The sequence below is a fragment of the Ruminococcus flavefaciens ND2009 genome, from assembly GCF_000621785.1.
GTDB classification, from domain to species: Bacteria; Bacillota; Clostridia; order Oscillospirales; family Ruminococcaceae; genus Ruminococcus; species Ruminococcus flavefaciens_C.
Genome location: NZ_KK211347.1, coordinates 462,725 through 484,960 on the forward strand (window position 1 = coordinate 462,725; position 22,236 = coordinate 484,960).

The following is a 22,236-nucleotide window of genomic DNA, read 5'->3' on the forward strand; positions in this document are numbered from 1 at the left end:
GTTGACTTCTTGGAAGTTGTAGATGTAGTGGTTGTGCTTGTGGTAGTTGTCGTTGACTTCTTGGAAGTCGTAGATGTAGTGGTTGCGCCTGTATTGGTTGTGGTCGCAGAACCATTACTGCTGCCTGTACCAGATGTGGTGGTAGTAGTGGTAGTAGTGGTCGTGGTAGTAGTTGTAGTAGTCGCGGGAGTTCTTACGCCAACATTAAGAGTGCAGGTCTTTCCGTCGGGAGCCTTTACTTCTATAACTGCCTTTCCGGGAGCAGCTGCACTGATTACGCCTTCTTCGTCTACTGATGCGATCTTTTCGTCTGATGAGCTGAATTCCAGACCTGTGTAATCGGACTTGACAGTGTACTTGTCATCCCTGGACATTGTAATATCCTTGGGACCGATAACTATCTCGCCGTCGAAGGGAATGAAGTCATACTTCTTATCTGCTGCGAATTTCTTTGCGTTTGATGAATTATAGCTGTGGATAGCTCCGCTGTAATCCTCATCGAAGCTGTTGTCGGCAAATGTGCAGAGCTTGTTGTAAACATAAACATCTGCGCTGTCACCGCTGAATGCGTTGGACAATACTTTTGTAACACTTGCGGGAAGCTCAGCTGTAACGAGAGCGGGGCAGTTGTTGAATGCGTGATCCTCGATGACAGTAGCTCCGGAGCTCCAAAGATCAACTTCCTTCAGAGTTGTCATGCCTGAGAATGCGTACTGCGGTATTTTTTCACCGCCTGTAATGGTTATCTTTGAGATAGCGTAGGGAGAGAAGTCCATATCGTTATTCTCACATGAACTCCACTGATAGAGGAAAAGGTCTGCAACTGATGTATATACATCAGCCTTGCCCTCGGTATTTGCTGTATACCTGTTTGTAGCTGCGTAGGGAAGGGTAAGTGACTCAAGTACATAGCAGCCGTTGAAGAGCTGTGTTCCCATAGAGTTTACGGAATCAGGTATGATGAGCGTATGTATGCCGGCACAGTTCTGGAAGGCATATGATCCGATAGTTCTGAGATTATCGGGCAGCTCAAGCTTGTTGAGGGACGAGCAGTTAAGGAATGCAGATTCACCGATGGATTTGAGTGACTTGGGAAGCTTTATATCACACAGTGAAGTGCAGTTATTGAATGCGTGATCGCCTGCCATGGTTATATCAGTACCGCTGAGGTCGATCTCTTTAAGTGAAGTCATGCCTGAGAATGCGTAGCGCGGTACAGTTTCTCCGCCTGTGACGGTTATCTTCTCGATAGCGTAGCCGGAGAAGTCCATATCGTTGTTTTCCCATGAGCTCCACTGATACACGAAAAGATCGGCTACCGAATCATATACACCGACCTCTGCACTTGTATCGGTGAGTTCTTTTTTAGTTGCTGCGAAGGGAAGGGTAAGCGTTTTGAGGTTTGTACAGCCGTTGAACAGCTCGGTTCCCATAGAAGTGATATTCTCGGGGATAATGAGCGACTTTACAGCCTTGCAGTTCATGAATGCGTGGCTGCCGAGACTGTTGTAGGACTCAGGGATAGTTATCTCGGCAAGGTTTGCGCACTCTGCGAATGCGTGGCTGCCTGCGGATGTGATAGTGCCGTTATCGGGGATAGCGGATATTGCTGTTCCGTAGTATGAATAGCTGCCGAGAGTTTCAACAGTCTCGGGAAGCTTTACGGTGGTAAGCGCTGAACAGTTATGGAATGCGTAATTTCCGATGCTTTTTATAGCAGTGCCGCTGAGGTCTATCTCCTTGAGAGTGTGCATATGTGCGAATGCATAATCCGGAACGGTCTCTCCGCCTGTTACGGTGATCTTTTCGATAGAGTAGCCGGAGAAGTCCATATCGCTGTTTTCCCATGAGCTCCACTGATAGAGGAAAAGGTCGGCAACAGAAGCATATGTATCGGGAGACGCTTCGGTATCTGTATAGAGTTTGTATCCTGCTGCGAAGGGAATTGTGAGTTCTGAGAGATTTGTACAGCCTTCAAGTAAGCGGGTGCCCATGGTGTTCACAGTATCGGGGATTATCAGTGCCGTTATGCCTGTACAGTTCATGAACGCCTGACCGCCGATAGTCCTGAGACCCTTTGTAAGCTTGAATTCCTTTATTTTCCCGCAGTTTGCAAATGCCAGAGTGCCTATGTTCTTCAGTGATGTGGGAAGCTTGACGGTCTCAAGTGAGGTACAGTTGTAGAATGCGTGTTCATATATGTCGGTTATCTTAGTGCCGCTGAGGTCTACTTCCTTTAATGATGTCATACCTGAGAATGCGTATTTGGGAACGATCTCGCCGCCTGTAATTGTGATCTTCTCAATAGCATAGTCTGAGAAGTCCATATTGCCGTTTTCCCATGAATCCCACTGATACAGGAAAAGGTCTGATACCGAATCATATACGGTGCAGGTCCCTTCGGTATCGGTGCAGGTCTTCCTTGCTGCTGCAAAGGGAAGAGTGAGTGTTTTAAGATTTGTACAGCCGTTGAATATGCAGGCACCCATAGTTGTAACATTGGAAGGTATAACAAGTGTCTTTATGCCTGTACAGTTCATGAGAGCGTAGCTGCCGAAGCTCTTGTAGGTTTTGGGGACAGTGATATTGCCGAAGTTTACACAGTTTGCAAAGGCGTAGCTGCCCACTGAGGCAAGAGCACCGTTATCGGGAAGCACTGAAATTGCCGTATTGCAGCAAGCGTAGTCTCCCATTGATGCAGTCGATGCTGAAAGTGTCAGCTTTTCAAGCGAAGTACAGTTATAGAACGCATAATTGCCGACGGAATTGATAGCTGAGCTGCTCATGTCTATCTCTTTGAGGGTAGTCATGTGGCTGAAAGCATAATTCGGAACGATCTCGCCGCCTGTTATGCTGATCTTGCTGATAGCATAATCCGAGAAATCCATATTGCCGTTTTCCCATGAATCCCACTGATACAGGAAAAGATCTGATACCGAGTCATATACGGTAAGCTTGCCTTCGATATCGGTGCAGGATTTCTTTGCGGCTGCGTATGGGAGGGTGAGTGTCTCAAGATTTGTACAGCCTCTGAATATTTCCGTGCCCATAACAGTGACACTCTTCGGGATCACAAGCTCCTTGATACCTGTACAGTTCATGAAAGCGTGGTCCCCGAATACCTTGTATGTGGAGGGAACAGTGAACTTGCCCAGCTTACTGCACTCTGCGAATGCGTAGCTGCCTGCGGACGTGATAGTGCCGTTGTCAGGTATGGCTGTTATAGCGGTATTGTAGTATGAATAGCTGCCAAGAGTCTTGACGGACTCAGGCACCTTTACAGTATCCAGAGAAGTACAGGTGCGGAAAGCGCTGCCTCCTATACTTATTGCTGATGTGCCGCTGAGGTCGATCTCCTTCAGAGTAGTCATGTGGGCAAATGCGTAATTGGGGATGGTTTCTCCGCCCGTTATTGTTATCTTCCTGATAGCATAGTCGGAGAAGTTCATATTGCCGTTTTCCCATGAATCCCACTGATACAGGAAAAGATCTGCAACAGAATTGTAGACACCGAGTTTGCCGTCGGTATCCGTGCAGGATCTGAGATTAGCTGCATAGGGGATAGTGAGATCGGTCAGGCTTGTACAGCCTCTGAGCATGACTGTGCCCATTTCGTTGACGGAGTCGGGGATAGTGAGTTCTGTGATCCCCGAGCAGTTTTCAAAGGCAGAAGTGCCGATGGTATCCAGCTTTTCGCCGAAGCTTATTGCACGGACTGCGGCGCAGTCATAGAAAGCATAGTTTCCTATCCTTGTGAGACCTGCGGGAAGCTTCAGTATACCCTCTTCGGGGTCCACCTTTTCCTTGCAGGTAGAGGAATCAAGTGATGAGAAGCCCTTGAAAACGTTGTTTCCTATGCTTGTGATCACAAGATCCTTTGAAGGATCCTCGTCCTCAAAGAATATCTGCTTTACGGTGTCTGCCTTGCTGTAGGGAGCGCTGCCGAAGTCGTACATATCGCCGTAGCCGTATACGTGCATATATCCGTTGCTGTAGATAGTGCCTGTGATGTGGTCACCAAGCTTTTTGGATTCGACTATCTGCGGAACAGCTCTTGTCCTTGTAGGTCTTACAGCCTGTGGAGGACGGTTCATTGTAACAGTTGTTCTTGTGGTTACGACAGGTGTAGCTGGAGTATCTGTTGATATTGGAGTGCCGGTGCTGATGGAACCATCCGCATCTAATGTTGCATTAAGCTCGATCTCGATAGGATTGGCATTTACAACAAATATTTTATGTGCAACAGATGTGTCTCCGACGAAAAGCCAGAGCGTATGGCTGCCTGTTCTTGCATATACAGTGTATTCATTTGATGACCTTCCGGGAATAGTAACATCTCCGACTTTTATATGAACATTTTCTATAGGAACTGGTTCGTAATGAGAAGACGTATGTCCCGAACTGTCTTCTGTTATGACTTCTTGTTGAACTGACGCATTTATTGAAACTTTATATGCGACATTTGGGCATTCTCCGAAACCGGGATCCCATTTTGTCTTGTTAGCAGTTGAGAGCCAATGTGAATCAACAACAGGATCAACAGGAGCCAAGCCGGGAAGCATAGTGCCTAATGAAAGATACCAGTCAAAAAGCTTCAAACGGAGTTCAGCAAGGGTGATACTATGCTCAAAAATCAAAAGAGCTTTGAATTCAAGCGCCACTTCCGCAACAAGTTCGGCATCTCCGTCGATACAGGTACCGCAGACGTGGACGGTATCTCCTGACAGATCACTGCATGAAAAAATGTTTGTATCTCCTTCAAGATCACCGTTAGTCCTTGAGATCACGTCTATTGACAGTGAACCTGAAAATTCAACGCCGATGGTGCCGGCAAGATTGATGCTTGCGACCTTATCGCTGATAACAGCTAAAGCTATTTCAAACTTAAAGCCGACGAACACACTTCCGGACAACTCAATAGTGAAGTCCTGAGCAGGATCATTGCCTTCTATCTTTTGGACTTCATCATCATCACTGTTATAATAAAAACCTGACTCATTGATAATAGAATATGTCACGTGCATCTCTCCGGAAAACTGGAAAACAAAACTGATCTTTATCGGTATGACAAGACCTGTTATAGGAGTCGGAAGGTTGACTGTTCCGAGCTCCTTTTCCACTTTAAGCGTATTTAAACCGCCTTGAGACATTCCTATATCAAATGAAGCTGATGTAGTTTTATCTATTTCTATATCAAGAGTATTCCAGTCTTTGTACAAATTGAATTCAACTTCAAATCCCATTTCAAGAGACGGGGTAAAAGAAATAGCATCCAGATCAATTTCAGTTGATGAGGAAAAGCTGCCTGTTAATGTTGTATTGACAGTTTCACTTGCGTAAGAGATATAATCCTGAGTTATCTCCTCTGCAAGGTCATCTGAGTCAAAGTGAAGACGGTTTTCTTCTTCATTGTACTCATAGCCGATGCCGCTTTTAGAGTTGTCGATAACGGCTCCGTTAAGATCGGAATTGGACTCGATCTTTATGAAGGGGAACATCTCGTCGATGCTGTCGTTACCCTTGATAGTGGTCTTGTCTCCATCTGTTGAGACCTCGTCCACCGCAACGGCGATAATATCTGTCTCGTTGGGCTGGAAGTAGAAATACTGTCCCTGACTGAGACCTTTGACCGCATCGTCGGCATTTTCGATAACGAAAACATTGTTGTCATAGTCAGCGGAGAGAAGCTGATTGACATTCTCCGATACCTCAGCCTTTACTGTGTCATCGCTGAGGACCAGGAAGTTGGTCTGCTCGCTCTCATCAAAGTTTACTACTCTGTCTTCGTCGAAGTCATTGATGTCGGTGGCGATGATCTTCTGTACAGCCTGTGTGTAGGTCCGCCTGCTGTAAACATTGCACAGCCTTGTACCCATGCTGTCTGCGATGAATGCCTTAACGACAAAGTATTCGGGGAGAAGCTCCTTCTGTACGCTGCCTTCGTTTACAGTGAATTTGCCTTTCTTCAGCGGAAGCTTTACTGATGTTACAAGTTCGCCTGAATCATCGCTGAAGAAATCGACTTCCAGAGTACAGTCTGTGCTCTGGGAGGATATGACGCGGAATATGCCTGTCTCCGCGTCATATTCCAGACCTGAGATACGGTAGTTATCCTTATCGGTACCAGTTTTGTTTGATAATTGTCTGATGCTGTCATCGGAAGAAGCTGTGTCATTAAGGTATCTTCCGAGGGAGTTCGAGGCGTTCATCTCCGTATCCGGAGCTGAACCGAGGTCGATATTGCTCTCTTCAGGCGACGATCTGAATGATCGCGGGGGAGCGCCTGAAGTGATCGCCGATGCGCAGATGAAACCGCTCAGCACAGCGGCGATAGTTCGTTTAAACATTGTACCACTCCTAACATTTTTATTATAGCATGAACTTTTTACACACTATGTGTAAATTATATATTGTATTATACAAACAGTCAAGTCAAAATTGCATAATAATATGTGTTCTGACCAGATTTGTACATTTGTCATAATCAGAGGAAGCAAAGAATATGAAAAATCTTATTTTGAATAGAGCTTCTTAAAAAATTACTTTATTATATAGAATTTCTATATTATGCCGGGATTTAAATAAAAGATTGACATATTAGCATGATCGTGATGAAATAAACATATGTTAATAGACGGTAAAGAACGGATTGGCGTGACAGAACTCTGCTTTTTCGGGATCTGTGATCTTTTGCGCTGTCCGGCCTAAATAGTGTAATGGAAGTGAATGAGCTGAATTTATATAGGAAAATGACCATGAATACATTTTTATAGAAAACACTCGTTAAAATTACAAATAATTGCACAAATAATATAATGCTGTTTGTGCGATTTTATCAAAGTTGCGAATTGATTTTGATGAGGTTAGTTGTTATAATGTAAAATGGATATATAAATGCTTATTCAAATGGAAAAGAGAGGTGTGTGCGTGAAAGGTATAAAGAACAAGAGATATGTTATCACTGTCTCATACGGGGATTACACGCTGAATGTGGGCGGAACGGACAAGTTTATACTTTCACAGCAGAGAATGCTCAACGAGAATGGCATATCTCTGATACACATTTTTCCTGTGCTGCGAGTGCTCAAAAGACAGATGAATTCCGGAAAAGTCTGGGGAGTAATGATGGACGGAGTCTTCCGTTCTCTGACTGATACCTATGGTATCGTCTCCATGATCGACAAGCTTCAGAGGAAAGAAAGAAATCTGATCGCCTTTATCCTGCATCATTTAAAGGATACTTCAATAAAGGAGATAAGCAGGATACTCCGCAGCACAGATGCAGAAATAATAATGTACCTCCATGACTATTATACAATTTGTCCCGAGTCGGGACTTCTGAGAGACTATCATGATTTCTGCGGCATCACGTTCCCGAATGATGATAAGTGTAAAGGCTGCAGCTGCTTTGACGGGGAAACAACTGGTCAGATAAATCGGATAAAAAAGCTGCTTAAAGGCTTAGCAGATCGAATCAGCTTTATAGCACCTTCAAAGTCTCTGGCAGACAACTGGCTTAAAGCCTATCCTGAATTCAGAGAGCGTATTACCGTTGTGCCTCACCAAAAGTGTGTGGGAGAATACTGCGAGAACATGGAGCGTATTCCTGACAGTGAACCGCTCAGGATCGCCTATGTGGGATACCAGGCTCCTCACAAGGGCTGGAATGAATGGGCAGACGCTGCTGAGAAGGCATTCAGAGCAGGTAAGAACTATAAGTTTTTCCACATGGGAGTTTGCAGTGAAAGCCGAAGCTACATACAGCAGATCAATGTGGATTTCCACAGTGATATAAACGGAATGACAAAGGTACTTCGTGATAACAGGATAGACTGTGCAGTGCTATGGTCAATGGTACCCGAGACATACAGCTTCACCCTTTATGAGGCGTATTCGGCGAACTGCTTTATACTTACCAATTCCCTAAGCGGCAACATAGCGTATGTTGTGAGAGATAAGGGAAACGGAATAGTTGCCGAAAGCAGCAATGATCTTTCAGAGCTGCTTCTTGATGAAGAAGGTCTGAGAAAACGTATAAACCAATTCAGGGACAAGAAGAAATACGGTCCATACAAGCTGGAGGAAAACGATGCTATCGTGGATATACTTGCAGGATATAAGTCTGGTTGTAAAATCACTGTAGAACGTTTTTCATTTGTTGACTGTTTAATGAAGCCTTTGCTATTGTTATACACTCCGCTTGAAATGCTTCGGAGGAGAAAGAACCGATGAAATATGTTATCATATAAATGATTGTTCAAACAAGGATAATGATCAGTCTTCAGACTGAAACGCAAAACGATTAAGCATCATAAAAATACGATAAAGCAAAGGCTCCGTATCCGTGCGGAGCCTTTGTTCCTGTGCAGTTTAACAGTGAAAAAAGCAACTTACCCCCTTAAAAACGCAACTTACCTGGTTTTTGTTGACTTATTAATGATTATTCGATATAATGAAAATATATATAGACCCTAAAAACACATTATATAAAGGAACGGAGGGTTAACATGAAAAAAACACTGACCGCACTAATGACAGCAGCTCTTATGCTGGCGTCAACAGCACCAGTTCAGCTGACGGCAGCTGCCGCTGAGACCGACCGCGACTCTGTCATAGGCACACTTCCCGAATGGACGCCCACAAACTTCGCAGAAGCAATGGCTCTTTACAATAAGCATGGAAAATGCTATATTGCTGATGATTACATCTGCATGATGAGGATAGTACCTCACTTCATGAAGAATGATTACAAGTTCGGGGTATCGGGCAGCATGGCGAATATAAATACTCCCGCAAGCGCAGGTCAGCAGTTCTTTGAGCTTGAAATACCGCAGAAGCCTGATCCCGATGACATGGACGCGGTAAATGCTTATAATAAGTACTGTGACAGCATAGGTCTGTACTCCCACGATTACAGCTTCTTTGAGCACTGGCAGGACTGCAAGACACAGGATGCCTTTGAGGTGGAGATGTTCCGTGTGATGCCGGGCGAGGACCTGACAGTCTTATGGCAGAACAAGAATAACATGAATGACGACGGTGAATACGTCACCACAAGGGAATACACCTTTGAAAACAAGGACGGCAATACTGTTGAGACAGACATTTACAGCTGGCTCCCCGACAGTGTTCCCGAGTACGATGATTTTGTCATGAAATACGGTGAGGTCTCAGTTCACGATAACTATATCGCATACCGGACCAGCTACAACCCCAGCGGAGGTGCTTCCGTGAGAATGGAGCAGAGCGGCGAGGGCAGGATAGAGGAGTTCATGGAGTCGCAGTGCGCCCTCTTTGAGCTTCAGCCCGTTGACGACACACCTATCTCCTCTATCTCCTCGGTTTTTGTCTATAAGCCCGTGGCTGACGGCATGGCAGATGTTGAGTGGAGGAGGGGCAGGGCATTCTCGGATACCGAGTCTGTTGTATCCACAACGGGAAAATTCGAGATAAAGGACAACTGTTCTGTTGTGCTCAACTGGTCTCCCCACAGAAAGATAAATACCCAGTTCTCTTTCATTGATGCAGTCACGGGAGAGCTCATAGACATTCCCGATGATGACAGCCGCAATATATATCTTCTTGCCACCACGCAAGGCGTACCTGCAACAAGCATGATATTTGATATCACAGCTAATCCCTGTATAGTAGATGATGACAATGCCTATTCGGAGTACTGGAGCTATTCCTTTGAATACGCTTCTCCTGCGGGTGCATATGAAATTAATGATATTGAGCTTACATCTGAGACACCGGAATACAGAGAAGTTGACGTCAAGCTGAAATGGAGACCCTTCGGCGATGTGAACGGTGACCACAGGCTTGCAGTTTCCGATCTGGTGCTTGTACAGAGATGGCTCACAGGAGCTTCCGATGCAGAGCTTAAATACTGGGAAGCCGCAGATTACTGCCGCGATAACTGCATAAATTCTCTCGATCTTCCCGGTATGAGACGAGCTGTGCTGAAAAGTCTTTCTATGCTCGTATGGCCAGAAAAGCTCTCTACCACCAATGGCGAATTTATAATAACAGGACCTGACAGAAAACTGTATGCAGGCCCCGGAACCGAGTATGAGGTATTGAAGACTGTGCCTAAGGGTACCAATCTCACGGAGTACGGCTATGATCCGAATTCTCCCGATTGGGTATTTGCTGAGATAACAGATACTGAAAGAGGCTGGGTAAGAGTTAGCTGTGACGGCGAGAAGAATATAGAGTTTAAATATGAATTGATAGATAAGCCCGTTATTTACCTCTATCCTCAGGAGGAGACCGATGTTCACGTTGAGCTTGAGCTTACCGAGTCCAGACTCTCCACCACATATCCCAGATACAACGGCGGCTGGGACGTTACAGCCTATCCCGACGGCTCCCTTCTCAACAAGGCTGACGGCACACACCACAGATACCTTTTCTGGGACAGCGTGGACTGCACTACTAAGTTTGACCTGTCAAAGGGCTTCTGTGTGGCGGGAGAAGACACCGAGAGCTTCCTGAAGGAAAAGCTGACCTACATGGGACTTACCGAGGACGAGATGAACGAGTTCATCGTATACTGGCTTCCCAGAATGGAGCACAATGCGTATAATCTCATCACCTTCCAGGGTAAGGCATATACCGACACCGCTAAGCTGGACATAACACCTGCGCCCGACAGTATGCTCCGCGTCTTCATGGCGTACAGACCTCTTGAGGACTCCGTGGACATCGAGCCTCAGCAGCTTGAGACCTTTGAGAGAAAGGGCTTTGCAGTAGTTGAGTGGGGCGGAACAGAGCTCGGTTAAGAATACAGAATTTAAAAAGCATATCGGTGGAAGAGCCAAAAGGTTCTTCCGCCGGTTTTTTATGATTATACCGTGCTGTAAGTTTTTTATGTATCGGCGTTTTTCCCGAGATGAGCCCGTTTGCCTAATTCAAGCATAGCCGTACAGAAATCCCGCTGCTGTGTCAACACTGTATGATACGGGTCGCCCTCACGGATACGCATAGTGCGTCTGATCTCCTTTGGAATGACGACTCTGCCGAGGTCGTCTATACGTCTTACAATACCTGTTGCTTTCATAATAATACCTCCGCAAAAAAATATTTGCGGTAATATTATCTGCGGAAAGAGACTGATTATTCTGCAAAAGCATTAAAGATGTTATCAAATATTAGTTTTATCGTGTCTGATACTGTTTTTTCGTCATTCGGCAGCAACGGACATATCAGACCTGTCAAAGCTTTTCCGTAAGGACAAAAAGCTCCCCGAAGCAGCTGAATATGCTTCGGGGAGCTTTTATTTTTCACGTTTTATGCCTTCTTAGCCTTTTTTTCTTTTTTGTATCCGAGCCAGCGCTGGTGCTTCTTGGTAAGGCACATACCAAGTGTTATCCAGAAATAAGGAGCTACGTTGACTACGCTGCTGTTGAACAGTGCCTGTGTGGTATAGCCGAAGAACATTCCCAGGAGTATCCATTCGATGATCCTGTCCTCATCCTTTTCGGCGTGAATGACGGTGCGTACACCGGTGACTGCGCCGTGAATGAGGAGGGTGAGATAAGCGATAAGCTGGAAAGCACCCTGTGTTACAAGGTAGTGGATATACTCGTTGTGACCCTTGCCCTGTGTCAGCGGAGGCTCATGGTCGGGGTCAAGGTAGAACACGTCCCTGTAATTATCGAGACCTATGCCCAGCGGCCAGTACTTCGGAACGGATTCCAGTCCGTATTTCCAGATATAGCCTCTGTTGGAGCCCACTGATCTTGCATTATGGCTTGAGATCTCGTTGCTTGTCATCTGAATTTTATCCACTATTTTTCCGCAGACTATTATCACAAATGCGATAACCGCTGCCATGCCCACTGCAAGCAGAGCGAGACGCTTTGTGACGCTGCGGAGTTTATCCTTGTCGTAGCCCTTGCGCTTCATAACGATCAGGGAGACTACAAGGAAGAAGAGATAACCGGCTGTGCCGACCCATGCAAGACGTGCCTCGGCAGAAAGCAGAGTGTAGAAGCAGAGCATTGAAATGGCGTACATAATGTTTCGCGTAGCCTTGCTTTTTGTGAAAAGGTATATGCCCGAGGTGCAGGCAAACAGCAGTACGCTGAGACCGCCGTACCAGTTGCTGTGCTGGAGAAGGCCATAGCTTCTTTTTCTCTCCATAGTGATGACCGAGTCATAGAATGCCTCAATGTTGTAAATACCCACGGTCTGTAGGGCAGCTGCACTGGTCTGTATCAGGGTAACGAAAACGAAGGCTTTGAGTAGGTTCTTTCTGAGCTTGCTGTCCTCGATCATGGTGCCCGCAAACATAAGCGAAAAGTATCCGAAGAAGCTGGAAAGAAGTTCGTCATAGTAGAAACCGCCGAATGTGGCTTCCTTGTTCTGTGTAAAGACCGCAGAAAGTATGGAGATTATCAGCATAGCAAAGAACAGCAGGTCTGACAGATAGATCTTTATGCCCTTATGCTTCAGAAAGTGAGTGAAGATCGAAAAAACTCCCAGGTATCCTGCCATCTCTATTATGACAGGCTGACTTGTGAACCTGTTTGAATGCAGCTCATCAAATATTTCCGTTATGGGCAGAGAGATCATTACGGTCATGATCATGCCGTAAAAGAACCTTTCCGACGTTATAAGCTCGAGAAATCTTGAGATACGCGCTTTTGTTTCCTGCATATTATTCCCTCTTTTTTATGTTCGGTCGGCTGTTTTTAGGTAAGTTCAGCCTGACAGAACAGATTTTTATTGCACTTATATGAATTGTCTAATAGATTGTACCATATTTCACATAATATGTCAATGGCAGGCGTAATGCCGGGGAAAACAACTGGCGGGAAAGCTTTTTTACAGTTGACACGGGCAGCAGTATTGAGATATAATATAAGAAATAAAAAAGGAGGGCTGAACGTGGCGGTGGGAGAGAATTCACAGAAAATACAGCATATCTTCATTATCGGCAGCAAGTCCATCGGTCAGTACGGAGGCTATGAGACCTTTGTGGACAAGCTCAGTGAGCAGCATAAGGACTGCGGAGATATAATGTATCATATAGCCTGCAAGGCAAACGGCAGCGGCTCAATGGACGAGACAAAGCTTGAGGGCGTCAGCGGAGTACACAGATGCGGCAGGGTAACAGAGTTTAAGTATAACAATGCTCATGTTTTTAAGCTGCCTGTGCCGGAGATAGGCTCAGCAGCAGCGATATATTACGATGTGGCTGCGCTCAGGTACAGCATAGGATATTGCAGGAAGCATCGCATAAGCCATCCCATATTCTATATACTTGCCTGTAGGATAGGTCCTGTCATGGGCTTTTTCAGAAGGGCAGTCCGTTCTGTGGGCGGCAGGCTGTACATCAATCCCGACGGACATGAGTGGAAGCGTGCAAAATGGAGCCCCATGGTACGCAGATACTGGAAGCTTTCTGAAAAGCTCATGGTGAAAAACGCGGATCTTGTGGTGTGCGATTCCCTCAATATCGAGAAATACATACGAAAGACCTACTCTGTGTATTCTCCGGAGACAACCTATATCGCCTATGGTGCTGACACCCGTCCCGGCAGTCTCAGTGATGACGATAAACAGCTCCTTGACTGGTACAGTGCTCAGGGGACTGAGAAGAACGGATATTATCTGGTCGTGGGCAGATTCGTTCCCGAGAACAATTATGAGACCATGATAAGAGAGTTCATGAGCAGCCATTCAGAGCGAAAGCTGATATTCATAACCAATACCGATGAAAGGTTCATGGCAGAGCTGGAGAACAGGCTCCATTTCAGCCGTGACAGCAGGATAGTCTTTGCGGGAACGGTATATGACAAGGAGCTGCTGAAAAAGCTCCGCGAGAACGCTTACGGCTATATCCACGGACATGAGGTGGGAGGCACCAACCCCAGCCTTGTAGAGGCTCTCGGGTATACCAAGCTGAACCTGCTTCTGGGAGTGGGGTTCAACAGGGAGGTGGCTCTTGGAGCAGCGCTTTACTGGAAAAAGGACAGGGGAGACCTTGCGGCGCTAATAGACAGGGCGGACAGGCTCTCCCCCGAAAAGGTGGAGCTCCTTGGCAGAAAGGCTAAGGAGCGTGTAAGGACTGCCTACAGCTGGAAATTTATCGGAGATGAATACATGAAGCTGTGGAGAAACAGCGGGCAGAGGTGATAGTATGAGGATAGGCATCGACGGACATATGCTGGGAGACCATTCGGGCGGAAACGAAAGCTATAATACCAATATACTGAGAAATATGAAGGTTGACCGCAGGGACAGGGTATTTCTCTTTGTCAGGAAGGACGCAGAGATAGAAAAATGCCTTGAGGATAAGTTCACCATCGTCAGGTTCAGGAGCAGCAGTCCTTTTGTGAGAAACTTTGTGGAGCTCACCCTGCTGTGCCGGAAGTACAGACTGGATGTGCTGCATACGCAGTATTTCATTCCCTTCATCAGACCTTGCAGGACCGTCGTTACCATATTTGATATATGCTTTGAGCATTACAGGAATATCTTCACCCGTAAGGAATATATAAGGCAGAAGCTTCTGATACATTATGCCGCAAAAAAAGCCGATGCAATAGTTACCTGTTCAAAGTATTCTGCAATGGATATAGGAAAGTGCTATGGAATTGATAAAAGGAAGATAACAGTGGCATATGCAGCTGCGGACAGCTGTTTCAGGAAGCTGAGCAGTATGGAACTGAATGAAAAGGAGCTTAGAGAACGCTTTGCCATAGGTGATTCTGACTATATCCTGTCAGTAGGAAATCTTCAGCCGCGAAAAAACCTTCCGAGACTGATAAGAGCTTTCAGCGCCCTCAAGAACAAGAAGCTGTTGAGGGACGAAAAGCTTGTGATAGTGGGGAAGAAAGCGTGGCTTTATGAGAATATCATCAGGGAGGCTGGCGGAGAGAACAGAGACATAATTTTTACAGACTACGTTGAGACTGACGATCTTGTGAGACTGTATAACGGAGCTTCCTGCTTCGTTTATCCCTCAATATATGAGGGGTTCGGTATGCCTCCGCTTGAGGCTATGGCCTGCGGAACTGCAGCCGCAGTTTCAGACTCATCGTCACTTCCCGAGGTGGCAGGAAGAGCAGGACTCTATTTCGATCCGTACAAGGTCAGTGAGATCGGCGGAGCTATAATGAAGCTGATGAAAAATGAGGACATCCGCAGGAAATGTATAGACGGCGGACTTGAAAGGAACAGAAAATTCAGTTGGGTAGATTCTGCCACAAGGATCATGAAAGTATATAAGAAGTTTGAAGGATAGGTGTGGGATATGAGAGAAAAGCACAGCGCGGTTATCCTGAATTATAATGATTACAGTTCCTGTGAGAAGCTTATCCGACAGATAGTCGGATATCGCTGTATAGATTCTGTGGTGGTTGTGGATAACTGCTCACAGGACGGCTCAGGTGAAAAGCTGAAGAAGCTTGCCGGGGAATCCGAAAAGATACACTACATCGCAGCAGAGAAAAACGGCGGCTACTCCAGAGGCAACAATCTTGGCTGCTTTTACGCTGCTGATGAGCTGGGAGCAGACTATATTACCATAGTCAATCCTGATGTATGCTTTTCAGAGAAGACCATGGAGATGGTGCTTACTGCATTCCGCAGGGACAGGAGCGGCAAGCTTGGAGCTGCTGCGCCTTATATGAGATGCCGTTCGGATGTGGATCTGCCGTCAGCATGGAGACAGCCCGACTATGTTGACTGTATATTATCGGAGCTTATCATCGCAAGAAGACTTATTGGCGACAGAACGAGATACCCTTTGGCTATAATGAATAAAAGAGCGGTAAAGGTGGATGTGCTGGCAGGCTCCATGATTACAGTCAGAACCTCGGCTTTCAGAGAGGTCGGCGGATTTGATGAAAACACCTTTCTGTATTATGAGGAGAATATACTGGCAAAGAGACTCAGAGAAAACGGATATTTCAGCCTGCTGCTGCCCTGTGTGCAGTACGATCACTTCCATTCGGTCAGCATTGACAGGACTTATAAGAGTGTAAGAGCAAAATTCAGGCTTGCTTATAAAAGCCGTAAATACTATGTCAGGAGCTGCCTCGGAGCAAACTGGCCTGAGCTTCTTTTGCTGTATTTAGCATACGTTATCGGCACTAACGATTATATCATAGCCGATAAACTAAGAAAGTTCATAAAACGCCGCAGAGAAAAGAGTTGATTTTCGCTTCTTCTTGGTGTATAATAAATCTGATGCAGACTGATCTGTGATGAAGAATGATCGGTCGGGAAAGGAATAATAACATGGCTACGATATTACTCGCGGGCGGAGCAGGCTACATAGGCTCTCATACCGCTGTTGAACTTCTTGAGTCGGGATACGATGTAGTGGTTGCGGACAATTTCGCCAACAGCTCTCCCGAGGCGATACGCAGAGTTGAAAAAATAACAGGCAAGACCGTAAAGCTTTACGAACTGGATATAAAGGACGGCGAGAAGCTTGCACAGGTCTTCAGAGAGAACAAGATCGACGCTGTGATACATTTTGCAGGTCTCAAGGCTGTGGGAGAGTCCGTGGCAAAGCCTGTAATGTACTACAGGAACAACATCGACACTACTCTTTCTCTTCTTGAGAATATGAACGAGTTCGGCGTGAAGAACATTCTCTTCTCCTCAAGTGCAACTGTTTACGGAGAAGAGAACCCCGTTCCCTATACCGAGGAGATGCAGCGCGGAGTCTGCACCAATCCCTACGGCTGGACCAAGGCTATGATGGAGCAGATATTCGAGGACGCCGCAAAGGCTGACAAGGACCTCTCTGTGGTGCTGCTGAGATACTTCAATCCCATCGGTGCGCATGAGTCGGGAATGATAGGCGAGGATCCCCGTGGTATTCCCAACAACCTTATGCCCTATGTGTCACAGGTAGCTGTGGGCAAGAGGGAGTGCCTGACTATATTCGGAAACGATTATCCGACTCCCGACGGCACCTGCACAAGAGACTACATCCATGTAGTTGATCTTGCAAAGGGACACGTCAAGGCTATCGACTATATCCTCAGCCACAATGGTGTTGAGATATTCAATCTCGGCACAGGCAAGCCATACAGTGTTACCGAGATAGTGGAGACCTTTGAGCGCGTCAATGGCATAAAGGTGAATCACGTTTACGGTGCAAGACGTCCCGGAGACCTTGCGGAGTGCTACGCCAATGCGGACAGGGCTCTGAGAGTTCTTGGCTGGAAGACCGAGAAGACACTTGAGGATATGTGCCGCGACTCATGGAACTGGCAGAAGAACAATCCCGACGGCTACAATAAAAAATAAGAGCAGGAACATCTGAAAACAAGCCCCGAAGTCTTATGGCTTCGGGGCATTTTATTTATAAAGGTAAGATAAATCATAATTTAGCATTATGTAGGGGACGGCGTCCTCGACGTCCCGCAAAATTCGTATTATAGTGGCGACTATCATCCGCTCAACCAGGGGACGCCTTCTCTTACAAGGCGTCCCCTCTCCAAAAACAGTCCACCGGACTGTTTTTGGATTCACCCCTTGCGAGGCGCCTGACGTAATAAGGGGCTCTGCCCCTTGACCCCCGCCAGAGGCGCTGCCTCTGGACTCTGCCAAAGGAACACAGTCCCTTTGGAATCCCATTCATAGTTGCCGCAAGGTATTACGATAAATTTTGATTTGCGATAGTAACAATTATAGTATCAGCCAGAATATTGCTTAGGGCATTTTTGTAATTTCATGACACTGATATATTGTGCTGTTCAGGAAAAGCTGTCTCGCAAAAAATATCACTGTCATATCATCAAAATATTATAATAGCACAAATATAGTATTTATATTGTCATAACATAAAAAACAAAGTTCATTTTGCACCGAATCTGCGTTTTGTGGGTTGACGGATGAAAAAATATATGTTAAAAAACAGTATATAATATGTTCTTTTATTATTAATAAAGATCAAAAAGGAGGATTGGAAATGAAAAAAATATTACCCCTCATCACAGCAGCAGCACTCTCCCTCTCAGCTGTTGCATCAGTACCCGTTACAGCTGCGGATACTGACTATCTTCTCCACAGCACCTTTGAGGAAGGCACAGAAAAGTGGACGGGCCGCGGTTCTGCGTCTGTAAAGGTGGTCTCGGGCACCTCTCGCTCGGGAGAAGCTTCCCTCTACACCAGCGGCAGAGAAAACAACTGGAACGGTGCCACCGTAAGCCTCGGCTCCTCATTCAGTGCAGGGCAGTCCTATGCTTTCAGTGCCTATGTAATGACCGAGGACACTTCCTCTCCCGTGACCTTCTGTCTCACCTTGCAGTACAGTGACGGTACTACGGATAAGTATCCGAAGATCGCACAGGTGACTGCCGAAAAGGGTGAATGGGCTCATCTGGAAAACAATGATTTTACCATTCCCGAGGGCGCGGACAATATCCAGCTCTACGTCGAGACCGACGAGGGGACCTGCAGCTTCTACATTGACGAGATAGTGGGAGCAAAAAGCGGCACAGCTATCGAGGAGCCGCCTGCTGCGGTGAAGATGAACAAGGGCGACATCAACTACGACGGAATTATCGACTCTCTTGACATCGTGGCTGCACGTAAGGGACTTATCAACGGCATCACCGACAAGAGGACCCTCAAGGCTGCGGACGCTGACAGCAACGGCGTTTACGAGCTCAACGACGCTATCCTCATCATGCAGTTCGTTGCAGGCAAGATAACCGAGTTCCCTGTAGTAGAGCCCGTTATCGTTCCCGGTCAGCAGAAGTACACCACCGAGGAGCTGACAGAGCTCATGCAGAGTCAGGTGGTAAACAGTGAGCCTGCGGATTCTCACACTGAGAAACCGGGAGTAAAGTACGGCACCATCAAGAAGGAGACCTACTTCTCCAAGAAGGCAAACAAGAACAAGCCCTATAACATCCTGCTTCCTGCCGACTACGACGAGAGCAAGGAGTACCCCGTTCTCTACATTCTCCACGGCTTCTTTGAGAACGAGAACCGTATGATCACGCAGGGCAACGGTCAGATGTACACCAGGCAGATAATCGGAAATGCCATAGCTTCAGGTGAGGCTAAGGACATGATCGTTGTAGTTCCCTTCGTATTCACCAGCGCTACTATGAATGACGCAACAGGCTTTGCGGATCCCGGCTCCAATGAGGGCTATGACAACTTCGTTGACGATATCGTTGACAGCCTTATGCCTCATATCGAGGAGAAGTACAGCGTCAAGACAGGCAGGGACTACACCGCTGTAACAGGCTTCTCAATGGGCGGACGCGAGTCTCTCCAGATAGGCATGAAGCACGGCGACAAGTTCGGCTATGTGGGCGCTATATGTGCAGCTCCCGGCGCACAGGGCGCATTCAAGTGGAGCAATCCCGAGGATCAGCCTCACCTTCTGTTCATTACAGGCGGTACACAGGACGATGTTGTTCGTCTCGATACTCCTCAGGGCTACCACAACAACTTTGACAAGAACGGAGTTCCTCATGTATGGCACGTTGTTCAGGGCGGACACCACGGCGACGACTCTATCCACGCACATCTCTATACCTTTGTAAGAGGTGTTTTCCAGGCTACGGACTGATAAACAGCAACAGAAAGCCCGTCCTGACATTTATGCACATATAGCAGTTTAAACATAATATCAAGGGAAGCTCTTGTGGAAAAGAGCTTCCCTTGATCCTTTTTCTGAGGCTCTGTTTCGTTTTTCTATGGAGAGGACGCTTGAATATGTCTGCCTTTTTATCATGTTTAAGGCGTCCTCTCCATAGAAAAACCAGCCAAAAGTCTTTGGAAAAAGGGGTATGGGGGAAAGAACCTTTCCTCAGAAAGGTTTTTCCCCCATAATTACGCGTAAACTTCTATATAAGCACCGCGGTCAGGACGGGCTTTTTGCTATGATCTTAGCCGAGATTGAGGAGCTGTGACTGGATTGCAAGGGCGTCGTAGTTTGTGATGCCGTTGCCTGTTCCGTCGACATCTGCGTTGAATTTGCCCAGAGGTGTGAGCTGGTACTTATCGGGATTTGCGATGGACTGCATGATGAAAATTGCATCTGCAAGGTCTGTTGAGCCGTCGTTGTTGGCATCGCCTGAACGCTCAACGTCTGCATCATATCCGAGAGATTCGTATTTCCAGTCGGGACTGAATTTAACAGGCAGCATATTCTTTGCAGTTGTGAGCTTAGCGGCATACTCGTTGAGTGCATCATGGTATTTACCGCTCATTGCATCCCATACTCCGCGTTCGGTGGGGAAACAGAAGTAGACAAGGCTTATGATGTCAAGGTCGTTCTTGTCTCCGCTGAGACCGTTGTCATTTATGTCCATATCATTCTTGAAGAGACGGAAAATATCAGCAGGAAGAATGGACTCCTCCTCGGATACACCGTTTCTCTGTTCTGCCTGATAGATGTAGACATTGAAGTCATCAATAGGATCAATGATACCATCGCCGTTTGTATCGGGGATAGTTATCTCTCCTGCGTCGAGAGCATTCAGGTAGGCTTGACATTCTCTGTCGAACATCTTAGGGTCGCCGTCGATATAGGCATCGTTCTGAGGTATCAGGAAGTAGTAATCCTCGGTGATAAGCCTTGCGGGATCCATGGCAGATGATCCCTCGACAACGCTCTCAAAGAACTCGTCTGTGATCATATCCGGTGTAACTTCGCCCTTTTCAAAGTAGTACATTACAGTGTAGTTGTAGATCCAGTTGTCGACGAAGTCGCCATCGGGAAGGGCATTATACAGAGCCTTGGCGCGGGCGAGTATTTCATCGTTTTCTTCTGTCTCAAGGTTATAGGGAGAATTGATGCTGATGATCTCATTATCCATGGAGTAAACCAGGAAATAAGCAAGGTCTGTCAGATCGCTCTTTCCGTCAGCGTTGAGATCGGGGTCGATGGTTCCGTTGTCAACATACTCGCAGTAAGCGTTATATCCTGCCATCAGCAGTGTGCAGTTAGCGCTGAAATCATTGAGGAACTCTGTGATGATAGAGTGAGTGCTTATATATATTTCATTTGTGAAATAGTCCTTATGCTCGATCTCATAAATGATCTCATAGTCAGCGTAGTTTTCCCTGTCAAGATCGTTTATCGAGATAGGGTGGGAATAGATATAGTATCTGTTAAAGTGTGTGGCATCGGCTGAATCAATGAAATCGTCCCCGTTAAGATTGCCGATGGCTTCGAGAGTCTCGTTGTATTCATCGCCGTAGCTCTGGTGCTCGCAGTATGCGTAATAGATGAGGCAGTCGATGGGGTCAAATGTACCGTCGCCGTTGACATCTGTAGGTATCTCGCCCTTGTCAAATGCGTCGAACATTTCGATCTCCTCGTTCCAGATCCTGCTCTGAACAACGTTTTCCATTGCAGCACCTGCGGGAAGAGCGGCTGCTCCTGCTGCAACAGCGAGAGCTGCTGCCAGTGAGATAAGTTTCTTCATGGTTATAAACCCCTTTCTGTTACATAATTTTTGTTCGGGTATCATGTCCCTGATCTAATCATAGCACATTTTGCTGTAATAATCAAGCATTTTGTGATAAAAAAATGTGGATTTTTAGCGTTTTTTTAGATGTTGTGTCTTTATCTGATAACACTTTTGTGCTGCACGTCTGCTGATTTGACAATTGATGAACTATATATTATAATTGTAACGTATATTACGAAACGGAAGGAGCATTCATGTGAGCGTGACAAAACGCCTCAAGGGCAGGAGCAGACTGACCTTCCCCGAGGATTACTGCGTAGTTGATATAGAGACAACGGGGCTTGCTCCCGAGGAGTGCGAGATAATCGAAATAGCGGCGGTGCGGTACAGAGGCGGCAGAAAGGCAGCTGTGTTCAGCACTCTTATAAAGCCCCGACACAGGATAACGCCATTTATCACGGAGCTGACGGGAATAACCAACGACATGGTGAAGGACGCTCCCGATATTACATCAGCTATTATGGATTTCTATGAGTTTGCGGGCAGCGATATTATTATGGGCTACAACGTGAATTTTGATATAAACTTCCTCTATGACAATCTTCTCCGCTGTCACGGTATCCACCTCAGCAATGATTTTGTGGACGTGCTGAGGTTTTCACGGAAGGCACTGCCCCAGCTGCCAAACAGGCGGCAGACCACCGTGGCTGCACATTACGGTATCGAGATAGAGGGAGCTCACCGTGCGGAAAAGGACTGCGAGATATGCAACGCCTGCTATCTCTGTCTCAGGGACGAGCTGAAAAAGATGGCTGAGGAGAAGAAATGA

General features: G+C 46.5%; 11 protein-coding genes and 1 pseudogene. 8 read left to right on the plus strand and 4 right to left on the minus strand.

Features of this window, described 5'->3' with window-relative positions:
• Positions 1 to 6,347: leucine-rich repeat domain-containing protein (locus T488_RS17900; protein ID WP_037298021.1), on the minus strand; the 6,347-nt coding region annotated here is incomplete at its 3' end.
• A gap of 559 nt (positions 6,348 to 6,906) precedes the next feature.
• On the opposite strand from T488_RS17900, the gene T488_RS0112360 reads away from it, so the two are divergent.
• A complete protein-coding gene (locus T488_RS0112360) occupies positions 6,907 to 8,232 on the plus strand; it encodes a hypothetical protein (protein ID WP_196243320.1) in 1,326 nt (441 codons plus the stop codon).
• Positions 8,233 to 8,507: 275 nt separating this feature from the next.
• Positions 8,508 to 10,784 (plus strand): dockerin type I repeat-containing protein, encoded by a 2,277-nt coding sequence (locus tag T488_RS20165; RefSeq protein WP_082320521.1) that lies wholly within the window; start codon positions 8,508 to 8,510, stop codon positions 10,782 to 10,784.
• Between the two features lie 179 nt (positions 10,785 to 10,963).
• Here T488_RS20165 and T488_RS20170 read toward each other — a convergent pair.
• Both T488_RS20170 and T488_RS0112375 read right to left on the minus strand, forming a co-directional pair.
• A pseudogene (locus tag T488_RS20170) lies at positions 10,964 to 11,062 on the minus strand (AbrB/MazE/SpoVT family DNA-binding domain-containing protein); the annotation flags it as partial.
• A gap of 230 nt (positions 11,063 to 11,292) precedes the next feature.
• Positions 11,293 to 12,663 (minus strand): O-antigen ligase family protein, encoded by a 1,371-nt coding sequence (locus tag T488_RS0112375; RefSeq protein WP_028521073.1) that lies wholly within the window; start codon positions 12,661 to 12,663, stop codon positions 11,293 to 11,295.
• Positions 12,664 to 12,894: 231 nt separating this feature from the next.
• Here T488_RS0112375 and cps2T point away from each other — a divergent pair, with 231 nt between their 5' ends.
• The 5 genes from cps2T to T488_RS17910 all read left to right on the plus strand — a co-directional run bounded on the left by cps2T (position 12,895) and on the right by T488_RS17910 (position 19,558).
• A complete protein-coding gene (gene cps2T / locus T488_RS0112380; RefSeq protein ID WP_347496315.1) occupies positions 12,895 to 14,145 on the plus strand; it encodes a beta 1-4 rhamnosyltransferase Cps2T in 1,251 nt (416 codons plus the stop codon).
• A 4-nt stretch (positions 14,146 to 14,149) separates the two neighbouring features.
• Positions 14,150 to 15,256: a glycosyltransferase family 4 protein gene (locus tag T488_RS0112385; protein WP_028521075.1), complete on the plus strand. Its 1,107-nt coding sequence runs from the start codon at positions 14,150 to 14,152 to the stop codon at positions 15,254 to 15,256.
• A 9-nt stretch (positions 15,257 to 15,265) separates the two neighbouring features.
• Positions 15,266 to 16,171 (plus strand): glycosyltransferase family 2 protein, encoded by a 906-nt coding sequence (locus T488_RS0112390; RefSeq protein WP_028521076.1) that lies wholly within the window; start codon positions 15,266 to 15,268, stop codon positions 16,169 to 16,171.
• Between the two features lie 83 nt (positions 16,172 to 16,254).
• On the plus strand, positions 16,255 to 17,277 hold the full coding sequence (gene galE / locus T488_RS0112395) for a UDP-glucose 4-epimerase GalE (RefSeq protein WP_028521077.1): 1,023 nt from the start codon (positions 16,255 to 16,257) through the stop codon (positions 17,275 to 17,277).
• Between the two features lie 664 nt (positions 17,278 to 17,941).
• Positions 17,942 to 19,558, plus strand: a complete 1,617-nt coding sequence (locus T488_RS17910) for a carbohydrate binding domain-containing protein (RefSeq protein WP_051536461.1) — start codon at positions 17,942 to 17,944, stop codon at positions 19,556 to 19,558.
• A 319-nt stretch (positions 19,559 to 19,877) separates the two neighbouring features.
• On the opposite strand, the gene T488_RS0112405 is transcribed toward T488_RS17910, so the two are convergent.
• A complete protein-coding gene (locus T488_RS0112405) occupies positions 19,878 to 21,422 on the minus strand; it encodes a hypothetical protein (protein ID WP_028521078.1) in 1,545 nt (514 codons plus the stop codon).
• A gap of 241 nt (positions 21,423 to 21,663) precedes the next feature.
• Here T488_RS0112405 and T488_RS17915 point away from each other — a divergent pair, with 241 nt between their 5' ends.
• Complete coding sequence (locus T488_RS17915; protein WP_051536462.1) at positions 21,664 to 22,236, plus strand: 3'-5' exonuclease; 573 nt, start codon at positions 21,664 to 21,666, stop codon at positions 22,234 to 22,236.